This window comes from Thermobacillus sp. ZCTH02-B1, assembly GCF_002159085.1.
Classification (GTDB): domain Bacteria; phylum Bacillota; class Bacilli; order Paenibacillales; family Paenibacillaceae; genus Thermobacillus.
Genome location: NZ_LZRU01000035.1, coordinates 1 through 12,143, shown reverse-complemented (window position 1 = coordinate 12,143; position 12,143 = coordinate 1). Strand labels below are relative to the sequence as shown.

Below are 12,143 nucleotides of genomic sequence, written 5' to 3'. Positions count from 1 at the left end.
GAGACGCTCAACGAGCTGATGAAACAGCGGGGCCCGGCCGGCCTCGTCGTCGCGTGGATGCATCACAGCGAGGAGCGCGTCATTGCCCAGACGGCCGATGCGATCCGGCTCGCGGGCGGAGCCGATTTCAAGTGCATCTGTACCATGTCCTCGGCAGCAGTTCCAATCTGGATGAAATCCTTCGTTCGGTTCCGGTGCCGGAGAGCTGCTGCTACCATCAGGTCCAGCTCGGATTCGTCATCGAGGGAGACCGGTCCCGGTGGCTGACCCACGAGGAAATCAGCGGCGGCGTGATCGAATGCATCCGTCACCATCACCGGCGCCATGTGGTCGGCACGCTGGAACCCTGGGACAGGAGGCCTTGACGGGGCGTCGCGGATGGAATTCCTTCCTTGCGGATCAAATGCGAAAGGCCTTGGCGGCTCTAGCCGTCAAGGCCTTTCTTGTCGGTTTCCTTCTTCTTCGGTTCGACATAGGTCAGCTTGCAGACGATGTCCTGGTAATAGTTTCCGAATCCGGAGCCGTAGATCGTCAGGCCGCCGACATGCTTCGCGTCTTCCTTCACTTCCAGCTTCAAATCCCATTGCAGCCGCCGGATGTCGACGTCATGGATCGTATAGTCCGACACCTTCGTCCCTTCGATGAACGTGCCGTCGCTGTTGATCCGGATGTGGACGAGGATGCCGTACTGGTTCATCTCGATGTTCCACCACTCGGGCGTGTATTTGCCGCGGGTGCCCCCGAAATCGCCGGGACTCGTCCACTTGCCGATCGGGCGCCCGTTGAATTCGAACGAGATGTCGGACGGCCAGTGGACGTTCGACAGCGGCGCTTCCGACGCGATCTCCATCGTGATCTCCAGTTCCTCCGGCTCCTCTTCCGGCTTCAGATAGTTCGGAATCTTGTACGTAATGTACCCCTTCGAGAACCAGAGAATCTTCGCGTCGACCCGCTCGGGATGGAGGAAGTACCGCGGGTCGTCGAACCCGTCGCCGATGATCTTGTATTTCGTCGCCAGGCCGCATGTCGGTTTGACATCGAAATCGGTGTAGTGCCCGATCGGAATGTTGACAATGTGGAAATTGCGTGGGATGCGCCCCTTGCTCGGGAACACGAGCTCGATCCGGTCGGCGACCAGCGTGCACAGCTTCTGCGACGCGCCCTTGCCGGGAATCATCTCGGTGCGCACGAGGTTGGCGCGTTCGAGCTTCTTCACGTGCATCGTGATGATCGAGTTGCTGAGGCCGAGCGCGGACGCCAGATCCTTCATGATCATCGGCTCCTGCGCGAGCAGTTCGATGATCTTGATCCGTACGTTGCTGGCAAGTGCTTCGAACAGGGGGAGATTGCTTTCCGATACGATGGTTTCCATGCGACCTCATCCAATATTTCAGTTTTGCATTAAATATACCGTACCTAATTCAATTTTGACAAGAGGATGAGAAAATGTTCCGAAATTTTGTCGAGTAAAAATAATAATTTAATTAAAATATAAAATGTTTTATAAAAAACGATTGACATCCGGCTTATCCCTCGTTATCATCCCAAGTAAATTAAACATAAGCGAAATATTTAACATCAATGTAAACTATATGGCGGCAGCGCTGCGCATGGCGGGCAGGCCCGTGCAACGGCATCGCTGCCGGCCGAATGCGGGGTGGTGATCGAATTCCGGATGAACACGAAACATTTTCCGAAAATGTAAGCGCTATTATGGGGTCTTCGATATTCCGAATTCCAGGTTCCGGGAGGTTGTCCATTGTCATGCGTTTCAAAGGGTTGTTCTTGCTGATGCTGGCCGTCTGTCTGCTGATGACGGCTTGCGGCGGAGGAGGAAGCGGCAATGCCGGTGAAGGCGGCGGGAACGCCGGAACGGGCGGCTCTTCCGGCGCGGAGGGCGGTGGAGGCGGTTCGTCCGGCGGCAAGATCGAGATCTCGATCTCGTCCTGGGGCGCGCCGGACGAGAGGGCCGTGTTCGAGGCGGTGCTCAAGGAGTTCGAGAAGGCGAATCCCGACATCAAGGTCCGGTTCATCCACATCCCGAACGACTACACGACGAAGATGAACACGATGATCGCGGGCGGCACCGCTCCCGACGTCATCTTCACGAGCGACGGCGATTTTCCGCGCTGGGTGAAGCAGGGCGCGTTCCTCGACATCACGGACCGGGTGATGGCGAGCACGAAGCTCGATTTGGACGACATGTGGGAGCAGGGGCTGAACCGCTACCGCTACGACGGCAAGAAGACCGGCACCGGCGCCTTCTACGCGCTGCCGAAGGACATCGGCCCGACGGTCATGTACTACAACAAGGAAATCTTCGACAGGCTGGGCGTGCCGTATCCGAGCCCCGACAAGCCGATGACCTGGGATGAGGCGCTCGACATGTGGAAGAAGCTGACCGTGGACGAAAACGGCGACGGCAAGATCGACATCTACGGCGCCGGCCCGATCTGGTGGGAAGGGTTCGTCTGGTCGAACGGCGGCAAAATCCTGAGCGACGACCGGAAGACGTTCATGCTGAACGAGCCGGAGGCCGCCGAGGCGATGCAGTTCATTCACGACCTGACGCACGTGCACAAGGTCGTCCCCGATTCCCGCGCGCTGCAGTCGATGAACGACGGGCAGATGTTCGAAGCCGGCAGACTCGCGACGATCACGGGCGGCCGGTGGATGGTCCCGACCTACCGCAAGCTGAAGTTCGATTGGGACGTCGCGCCGATACCGTCGGCGGACGGCGGCTGGCTCAGCGGCTGGTCCGGATCGGTCGGGCTCGGCGTGAATGCGAAGACGAAATATCCGGACGAGGCGTTCCGGCTGGTCGAGTTCATTACCGGCATCGAAGGCCAGACGAAGATGACCGAGCTCGGTTTCCAGATTCCGAACTTCAAGTCGATGGCCGATGACGAGGTATACACGCAGCCGGGACAGAAGCCGGCGCATCCCGAGGTGTTCATCAAGGCGGGCGAAGCCCAGCAGCCGGGTCCGTGGACGTATCTGTCAAACGGCAAATGGCTGGACACGCTGAACCAGTACCTCGGCGAATTCTGGAACGGCAACGAACCCGCGGCCGAGTTCTTCACCCGGATCAAGCCGGAGATCGAGAAGGCGCTGCGGGAAGGCAATCCGGAATTGTTCGAGTAAGCGCTTCACACACGGCGGGACGCTGCGGCGCGGGCCGGGTCGCCGCAGCCTCCCCGACCGCACGGGGTTTGACATCTTGACCGAAACGGAGGGAACGATCCGGATGGAAGCGGAAGTGGCAGCCGACGTGAAGACGCGGACGGCGAAGCGGAAGCGGAGTGCGCTGTTCCGCAGCGAGATGCGCTGGGGGTATCTCTTCATCGCGCCGCCGTTCATCGGCGTCGCCGTGTTCACGCTCTATCCGCTGCTGAACTCGCTCTACATGAGCCTGACGAACTTCAACTTCGGCCAGCCCGCGGCATTCATCGGTCTCGACAACTACAAGCGGGCGCTGGCGGACGATCCGCTCGTCTGGAAGACGCTCTGGAACACGTTCTACGCCGCGCTGGGCGTGCCGCTGGGCATGATCGTCGCCCTGGGAGCCGCGCTGCTGCTCGACCGGAAGCTGCGCGGGCGCAATTTCTTCCGCATGCTGTTCTTCCTGCCGACGATCTGTTCGGTCGTGGCGCTGGCGATGGTCTGGCGGTGGATTTTCAACGCGGACTACGGCCTGCTCAACTACTATCTCGGCGTCATCGGCATCGACGCGCCCGCGTGGCTGATCGACCAGACGTGGGCGATGCCCGCGATGATCATCCAGGGGATATGGGGCGGCATCGGCGTCAGCATCATCATGTACCTGGCGGCGCTCGGCAACGTGCCAACCTCGCTGTACGAAGCGGCGACGGTCGACGGCGCGAACGCCTGGCAGAAGTTCATCCACATCACGGTGCCCGGCATTTCTCCGGTCACGTTCTTCATCCTGATCACGTCGCTGATCGGCGCGCTGCAGGATTTCCCGCGGTTCCAGCTCCTGACCGGCGGCGGACCGAACTATTCGACGACGACGATCGTGTATTACCTGTACACCGTCGCGTTCCAGTACAGCGAGATGGGATACGCGTCCGCGCTCGCCTGGTTCCTCGGCGTCATCATCATGACGATCATCGTGCTCAATTTCGCGTTCTCGAAACGCTGGGTCCATTACAACTGAGGGGGAATGGACGATGTCTACGATCGCGGCGGGGCTCGGGAAGCGCAAGGCCGCGCAGCGGCTGGTCGATCTTGCCGCCTATGTCCTGCTCGGCATCGGCGGAATCATCATGGCGGTGCCGTTCCTCTGGATGCTCGCAACTTCGCTGAAGCCGGACGGCGAGCTGTATTCGTATCCGCCGGAGTGGATCGGGTCGCGGCTGGCCTGGGAGAATTACCGGATCATTTTCGAGGAGGCGCATCTGATCCGGGGCTTCTTCAACACGATGATCGTCGTCGTGCCGACGCTGGTCATCGGCCTGTTCGTCTGCGCGATGGCGGCCTACGCCTTTGCGAAGCTGCGCTTTCCCGGGCGCGACAAGCTGTTCCTCGTGCTGATCGGCACGATGGTCGTGCCGGGGGCGGTCATGATGATTCCGGCGTTCATCATGTTCAAGACGTTCGGCTGGACGGACAGCTGGAAGCCGCTCATGATCCCCGGCATGTTCGGCGCGCCGATCGTCATATTCTTCCTGCGGCAGTTCATCAAGACGCTGCCGGATGAACTGGAGGACGCGGCGAAGATCGACGGCATGAGCCCTCCCGGCATCTTCCTGCGCATCGTCATCCCGCTGACGAAGCCGGCGCTGATCACGCAGGGCATCCTGTCGTTCAACGCGGGCTACAACGATTACCTGGGACCGCTCATTTACCTGAACTCGCCGGAGCGCTACACGCTGCAACTCGAGCTCGCGTCGTTCTCCTCGTATTACGTGACGGAATGGACGCTGGTCATGGCCGGCGCGGTCGTCGCGCTCATTCCGACGCTCGTGCTGTTCGCGTTTGCGCAGCGGTTCTTCATCGAGGGCATCGCGCTGACAGGGATCAAGGCCTGACGGCGAATCGGCATATCGGCATGCCGGCACATCATGCGGAAGAAGGGAAGAAGCAGGATGACTCCATTGAAGATAGTCGTGCACGCGGATTGGCCGGTCGGCACGATCAACCGCCGCATTTACGGGCATTTTGCGGAGCATCTGGGCCGGGGCATCTACGAGGGGCTGTGGGTCGGCGAGCATTCGCCGATTCCGAACGTTGAAGGCCTCCGGCTGGACGTGCTCGAGGCGCTGCGCAGGCTGAAGGTGCCGGTGTTGCGCTGGCCGGGAGGCTGCTTCGCGGACGAATATCACTGGAAGGACGGCGTTGGCCCGAGGGACAGGCGGAAGCGGATGATCAACACGCATTGGGGCGGCGTCACGGAGAACAACCATTTTGGCACGCACGAGTTCTTCCGGTTGTGCGAACTGCTGGGGGCGGAGGCCTATGTCTGCGGCAACGTCGGCAGCGGCACGGTGCAGGAGATGGCGGAATGGATCGAATACATCACGTTCGGCGGCGAGTCGCCGATGGCGGACTGGCGCCGCGCGAACGGGCGCGAAGCACCGTGGACACTGCATTTCTTCGGCGTCGGCAACGAGAACTGGGGCTGCGGCGGGAACATGCATCCGGAATATTACGCCGATCTGTACCGCCGCTATCAGACGTACGTGCGGCAGTACGGCCGTCACCGCATTTACAAGATTGCGGGCGGCGCGAACGTCGACGATTACCGCTGGACGGAGGTTCTGATGCGCCGGGCGGCGCCGCTGATGGACGGGCTCAGCCTGCATTATTACACGATTCCCGGGAGCTGGGAGGACAAGAGGCCGGCGCTTCATTTCGACGAAGCTGACTGGTTCGAGACGATGGAGAAGGCGCTCCGCATGGATGAGCTGATCACGCGTCATGGCACGATCATGGATCAATACGATCCGGAGCGGCGCATCGGCCTGATCGTCGACGAGTGGGGCACCTGGTATCTTCCGGAGCCGGAGACGAATCCGGGCTTCCTGTACCAGCAGAACACGATGCGCGACGCGCTTGTCGCGGCGCTCCATCTGCACATCTTCCACAAGCATTGCCGCCGGGTCCAAATGGCGAATCTGGCGCAAATGGTGAACGTGCTGCAGGCCGTCATCCTGACGGAGGGCGAGCGGATGCTGCTCACGCCGACCTACCACGTGTTCGAGATGTTCCGGACGCATCAGGACGCGCAGGCTCTCGCGACGCACGGCGATTTCGGGACTTGTGGCGCGGGCGGGCGGAAGCTGCCGCGGGTATCCGTCTCCGCTTCGCGCAAGGACGGCGCCCTGACGATCAGCATGGCAAACCTCGATCCCGCGCGACCGGCGGAACTTCGCATCGAGCTGCGCGGTACGGCGGAGACGTTCGCGCTCTCCGGCACGCTGCTCGCGGCGGACGACATCCGCGCCCACAACACGTTCGACCGCCCGGAGCGCGTGAAGCCGCAGCCGCTCGGGGACGCCGTCCTGCGGGACGGCGTGCTGGCGGTGAAGCTGCCGCCGGCGTCGGTCGCCGCGGCGCGTCTGGAGCCCGGGAATTGATCGGGGTGGGAGCGGAATGAAGCGCGGATGGCGTTGCGGATTTGCCGGGCGGAACGCTCTGCCGATGGGCGCGACGGGGCGGGATGCGGGTCATCTCGAGCGGGGCGCGCGGTCCCGGGCGGCGGATGCGGCGGCGGGCGGAACGGCGCGGTTGAAGGTCCGCCGGCTGCGGCGGGTGGCCGCCGCGTGGGCGACTGCGGGGATCCTGCTCACGGGGTGCGGCGCGTTCGGCGGAAATGAAGGGACGGAGGAGGCGGTTCCGGTGTTCCTGGAAGCGTCCGTTCACGATCCCTCCGTTGTGCGGGACGAGGACGGCATGTTCTATGTGTTCGGCTCGCACCTCGCGGCGGCGAAATCGCCCGATCTCATGCGCTGGGAGCTGATCGCGGCCGGCGTCGCCGACGGCAATCCGCTCATCCCGAACGTGACGGAGGAATTGCGCGAGACGTTGGAATGGGCGGAGACGGACACGCTCTGGGCGGCGGACGTCATCCGGCTGCCGGACGGCAGATATTACATGTACTACAATGCGTGCCGGGGCGATTCGCCGCGGTCCGCCATGGGGGTCGCCGTCGCCGATTCGATCGAAGGACCGTACCGGGATCTCGGCATCATTTTGAAGTCGGGGATGTGGGACGAGCCGAGCGAAGACGGGACGATCTATGACGCGCGGATCCATCCGAACGTCGTCGACCCGCACGTGTTCTTCGACAAGGAAGGCAAGCTGTGGATGGTGTACGGTTCGTACTCGGGCGGCATTTTCATCCTGGAGATGGACGGGAAGACGGGCAAGCCGCTGCCGGGACAGGGGTACGGCAAGCGGCTCACCGGCGGCAACCACAGCCGGATCGAGGGGCCGTACATGCTGTACAGTCCGGATACGGACTACTACTATCTGTTCCTGTCGTTCGGCGGGCTGGACTCGTCCGGCGGCTACAACATCCGCGTCGCGCGGTCGCGGAACCCCGACGGTCCGTTCGTCGACGCCGAAGGGAACGACATGGCAGGGGTGAAGGCCGATCCGGCGAAGCCTTTGTTCGATGATGCTTCGATCGAGCCGTTCGGCGTGAAGCTGATGGGCAATCACCGGTGGCGCGACCCGCACGGGGCGTTCCGCGAGTTCGGCTACGTGTCGCCCGGGCACAACTCGGCCTATTACGATGAAGAAAGCGGCCGGTACTTCCTGATCTTCCATACGCGCTTTCCGTACGCCGGCGAGCGGCATGAAATCCGGGTGCACCAGATGTTCTTCAACGCGGAAGGCTGGCCGGTCGTCGTGCCGTTCCGGTACGCCGGGGAAAGGGTGGAGGAAGCGGGTCCGGAAGAAATTGCCGGCGATTACGAACTGGTGAACCACGGCAAGGACATTTCGGCCGAGGTGAAGGAATCGGTGCCGATCCGGCTGGAGGCGGACGGCACGATCACCGGAGCCGTATCCGGCCGGTGGACCGCCGGGGAGGACGGACGCATCCGCCTCACGGTGGACGGGGAGGAATACGACGGCATCCGGCTGCGCGCCTGGGATCCGAAGGCCGAAGCACACACGGAGACGTTCAGCGCGCTGTCCGGGAAGGGCATCGCCCTGTGGGGCGCGCGGCGTCCGGCGCCCTGAACCGCGGGAGCAGGCGTGACGACGGAAGCCGCAAGATCCGGAGATATTCCGGATACACGCGGAACGATTTTGCATGCGGGAGAGGGAGAGAACGATGGATCATACAGTCGGAACGGGTACGGCGGATCCCGCGGGCATTCGGCCCCTGATTTTGCAGCGGGCCGACCCGTGGGTGTACCGGCATGATGACGGCTGGTACTATTTCACGGCATCGGTGCCCGAGTATGACCGGATCGAGCTGCGCCGGTCGCGCACGATTGCCGGGCTGGCTTCGGCCGAGCCCGTCGTCGTCTGGCGCCGGCACCCGTCCGGGCCGATGAGCGCCAACATCTGGGCGCCGGAGATTCACCATATCGACGGCCGGTGGTACATCTATTTCGCGGCGGCGCGGATGGGCGAGGCGAAGGACGGGCTGTTCGACCACCGGATCTATGTGCTGGAGAACGCGTCGGCGAATCCGCTCGAAGGCGAATGGATCGAGCGTGGGCAGATCCGCACGATGTGGGAGACGTTCTCGCTCGACGCGACGACATTCGGGCATCGGGGGACCCGCTATCTCGTCTGGGCGCAAAAGGATCCCGCGATCGAGGGCAACTCCAATCTGTACATCGCGCCGATGGCGAATCCGTGGACGCTCGCCGCGCCCGGCGTCATGCTGACGAAGCCGGAATACGAGTGGGAGCGGATCGGGTTTTATGTGAACGAGGGGCCGGCGGTGCTGATCCGGAACGGGCGCGTGTATCTGACCTATTCGGCCAGCGCGACGGATCACCACTATTGCATGGGGCTGCTCGAGGCGCCGGAGGACGCGGATCTCCTAGACCCCACGGTCTGGTCGAAGTCACCCGTGCCGGTGCTTGCGACCGACGAGGCGCGCGGCCTGTACGGGCCGGGACACAACAGCTTCACGGTCGCGGAGGACGGCGGCGATCTCCTCGTGTTCCACGCGCGGACGTACAAGGAGATCGCCGGTGATCCGCTGTACGATCCGAACCGGCACACGTTCGTGCGTAAAATCAGGTGGGACCCGGACGGCCGGCCGGTGTTCGGCTGAGCGGGTCCGGATGCGCGGCAGAGCCGCGGTGTGAGGCCGGTGCGGCCGAACGCCGCGGCTTTTTCGGCTGCGCGTTTCCCGACGCGCGGAAAAGCCGAGTTGTCCGGTGGGCTTCACGCCGAGGCTGTTTGACCGCGCCGCCTTTCGTATTGAAAGGGCTTTCTGTTACAATAACGGTAGTTGCGTGCGGATGCCGTGAGCCGAATCACATCCCGCCGCGGGGGGAATCAGCCTATAATGGTAAGACAAAACGACGAAGGAGTGCATGCAGCATGGAAAAAGGCAAACGGACTTTTGTCATGATCAAACCGGACGGCGTGGCGAGGGGGCTGGTCGGCGAAATCGTGGCGCGCTTCGAACGCCGCGGGTTCAGGCTGGCGGAAGCCCGGCTCATGCGCATCAGCCGGGAGACGGCGGAGGAGCATTACGCGCAGCACAAGGGCAAGCCGTTCTTCGGAGAGCTGATCGACTATATCACGTCCGGTCCGGTGTTCGCGATGATCCTCGAAGCGGACAACGCCGTGGAACTGGCGAGACAGATGATCGGCGCGACGAATCCGCTCAACGCCGCGCCCGGCACGATCCGCGCCGACTACGCGCAATCGGTGGAAGCGAACGTCATCCACGGCGCCGATTCCGACGAGAGCGCCGAGCGCGAGATCCGGCGGTTCTTCGGACCGCAGGCGTAAGGAGAAGCGGGAATCGGCGCTGCGAAAAGATTCGAGGCTTAAGGCGGGGCGTTTCCGGGAAAACTTGGGGAAAATCCCCATATCGGGAGGAGGCCGCCCCCTTGCGTCCGAACCGCATGTTATCCTGCGGAATCATCGTCTGCATCGTCGGCATGTTCGCATCGCAGCCGTCCTACGCGGCCGATTATGCCGCGGCGGCGGATCTCGCCCAGCTGGAGTCCGCCGTGGCCGACGCGCTGCTCGAGCGGCGGGAGGCCGTGCGGATCGAATACACCGGCGACGGCCGGGAGCTGGCCGGCCGCATCCGGGACGTCATCATGCGCGCGCTGCGGCGCGACGATTATACCTATTACATCATGGATTCCTATTTCTATTCGATCCGCCCGCTGGACGGCCGGTCGCACGTCCGGTTGACGCTGAACTGGCGGGAGACGCCGGAGCAGACGGCGGAGGTCGACCGGCAGGTGCGCGACGTGCTGGAGCGGCTCATCACGCCCGGGATGAACGACCATCAGCGGGTGAAGGCGATCCACGATTGGATCGTGCTGCGCCTGGCCTACGATGCCGGTCTGAGCCGTTATACCGCGTACGAGGCGCTGCGGACCGGAAAGGGCGTCTGCCAGGCATACGCGCTGCTCGCGTACAAAATGCTCACCGCCGCCGGAATTCCGGCCCGGATCGTGGAAGGCACGGTCTCCGAAGGCGACCACGCCTGGAACCTCGTGCGCGTGGACGGCCGGTGGTACCATCTCGATGTGACCTGGGACGATCCGGTGCCGGACCGGGCCGGCGTCGTATCGTACGAGTATTATTTGAAGACGGACGACGAGATGCGCCGGGATCACGCCTGGACGAGGGATTATCCGCGCGCGGACACCCCGTACCGGGCGGCCGTCGCGGCGGCGGAGAAGTCCGATCCGGAGCGGGCGGGCTTCTACGAATCGCTGAAGGCGTCGCTCGGCTGGAAATGGCTGCAGCCGGAGCATACGGCGGCGACGGCGGACGACCCCAGGCGCAGGATCGGGGAGGCGCTCGCCTCCGGAGCGGACGGATTCAAGGTGCGCTATCTGCGCGGCGACGCCGTCCGCGGCGATCTGCGACGGGCGATGGAGGAGGCGGAGGCGGCCGGCGTGCGCGAATTCGAGGCGTCGATCGCGCCATTCGGGGATGACGGCTCGGTGCTGCCCGAGGTCACATGGATCAGACGGTAGCGGTGCTGCCGTCTTCTTTTTTTGTCGGCGGTCCGCGCCTTCATCCGCCGCACTACGACATCGTTTGGCTGCAGGACGCGATCGGCCACGCGGCGGAGCTGAGGATTTTTCGAACGTCTGGAAGGGGTATTCGGTGGATATTGCGATTCCGGACGTCGTGCACGCGCTGTACTTTACATACCGGGGATTGGGCAATACCAGTCGGTTGTCGTTCACTTTGGAATAACAAGGGACGCTGGAATACGGGAACAGCAAGGAGAGGGAGGACGGCGGTCCTCCCTCGTGCTTTTTGGTCTCCGGGTGAATCTGGTGTATTTTTGCATCATATTTGCATGGATACCCATGGATATGGGCATATGCGGCGTAAATTTTCCGGCTTCACGATCGGCTCCGCCGGACGCTCCCCGGTGTTCATCTTGTGATCCGCGCCCGAACCGACCGGAAAGGAAAAGGAATCTGTCGGCTGAAACGCTGTTCATGCATGAAATGTTCACCGCACTAGGCTTCTCGATTGGGAAGGCGCTTTTATGGCCACGCCGTTTGGAGATGACGCATCAGTATTACCTGCAACCACATGGATTAGGCGGTTGTGTTGCGATCGTTTTTTAAAATAAACCTGAATTTCGAAAGTAAAACTCTTTTAAAAACATAAAAAGGGCTCCTATTCTTTGGTAGAATGGTGTTTGACGAAAAAAACTCCAGCCAAAGAAAGGAGCACCTTTAAGGTGAAGTCTACCACACCCGTCAGCAAAATCAAGACAGAATTTTCCCTGCGACATGCGACCAGTTTCGGAGGCGCCAAAATCTTTCTGGAATACCTCGAGAAAATCAAGCTCGCCAAGGCGCTGCAGGGGCTATCGTTTGCGAAGGCAAACAACTCGTTGTTTCCCCTCTACCGCATCCTGCTGTATCTCATTGTCGGCTGGGTGCTCGGCTGCCAGCGGCTCTTTCATTTTCGCAAGTTGCAATATGATCCGC

10 protein-coding genes and 1 pseudogene are annotated in these 12,143 nt (G+C 62.3%); 10 read left to right on the top strand and 1 reads right to left on the bottom strand.

Annotated elements, in window-relative coordinates:
* The first annotated feature begins 131 nt into the window (after positions 1–131).
* A complete protein-coding gene (locus A9Z00_RS13590; RefSeq protein WP_296978522.1) occupies positions 132–365 on the top strand; it encodes a Rossmann-fold NAD(P)-binding domain-containing protein in 234 nt (77 codons plus the stop codon).
* Between the two features lie 59 nt (positions 366–424).
* On the opposite strand, the gene A9Z00_RS13585 is transcribed toward A9Z00_RS13590, so the two are convergent.
* Positions 425–1,372 (bottom strand): ArsR/SmtB family transcription factor, encoded by a 948-nt coding sequence (locus A9Z00_RS13585; protein WP_296978518.1) that lies wholly within the window; start codon positions 1,370–1,372, stop codon positions 425–427.
* A 392-nt stretch (positions 1,373–1,764) separates the two neighbouring features.
* Here A9Z00_RS13585 and A9Z00_RS13580 point away from each other — a divergent pair, with 392 nt between their 5' ends.
* The 9 genes and pseudogenes from A9Z00_RS13580 to A9Z00_RS13540 form a co-directional block, all read left to right on the top strand.
* Positions 1,765–3,144, top strand: a complete 1,380-nt coding sequence (locus tag A9Z00_RS13580; protein ID WP_296978515.1) for an ABC transporter substrate-binding protein — start codon at positions 1,765–1,767, stop codon at positions 3,142–3,144.
* A 76-nt stretch (positions 3,145–3,220) separates the two neighbouring features.
* The gene (locus A9Z00_RS13575; protein ID WP_296978511.1) at positions 3,221–4,177 is read left to right on the top strand and encodes a carbohydrate ABC transporter permease; all 957 of its coding nucleotides are present in this window, start codon (positions 3,221–3,223) and stop codon (positions 4,175–4,177) included.
* A gap of 13 nt (positions 4,178–4,190) precedes the next feature.
* Positions 4,191–5,051 (top strand): carbohydrate ABC transporter permease, encoded by an 861-nt coding sequence (locus tag A9Z00_RS13570; protein WP_296978508.1) that lies wholly within the window; start codon positions 4,191–4,193, stop codon positions 5,049–5,051.
* A 57-nt stretch (positions 5,052–5,108) separates the two neighbouring features.
* Complete coding sequence (locus A9Z00_RS13565; protein ID WP_483316318.1) at positions 5,109–6,599, top strand: alpha-N-arabinofuranosidase; 1,491 nt, start codon at positions 5,109–5,111, stop codon at positions 6,597–6,599.
* 16 nt (positions 6,600–6,615) lie between these two features.
* Positions 6,616–8,211 carry an arabinan endo-1,5-alpha-L-arabinosidase AbnB gene (abnB, locus tag A9Z00_RS13560; RefSeq protein WP_296978503.1) on the top strand — a complete coding sequence of 532 codons (1,596 nt, stop codon included), beginning with the start codon at positions 6,616–6,618 and terminating at the stop codon, positions 8,209–8,211.
* Positions 8,212–8,305: 94 nt separating this feature from the next.
* Positions 8,306–9,265: a glycoside hydrolase family 43 protein gene (locus tag A9Z00_RS13555; RefSeq protein ID WP_296978500.1), complete on the top strand. Its 960-nt coding sequence runs from the start codon at positions 8,306–8,308 to the stop codon at positions 9,263–9,265.
* A 272-nt stretch (positions 9,266–9,537) separates the two neighbouring features.
* Positions 9,538–9,954, top strand: a complete 417-nt coding sequence (ndk, locus tag A9Z00_RS13550) for a nucleoside-diphosphate kinase (RefSeq protein WP_296978497.1) — start codon at positions 9,538–9,540, stop codon at positions 9,952–9,954.
* Positions 9,955–10,055: 101 nt separating this feature from the next.
* Entirely contained in the window at positions 10,056–11,165 is a 1,110-nt protein-coding gene (locus tag A9Z00_RS13545; protein ID WP_296978493.1) for a transglutaminase domain-containing protein, read from the top strand.
* A gap of 725 nt (positions 11,166–11,890) precedes the next feature.
* Positions 11,891–12,143 (top strand): annotated as a pseudogene (locus tag A9Z00_RS13540) (IS1380 family transposase); the annotation flags it as partial.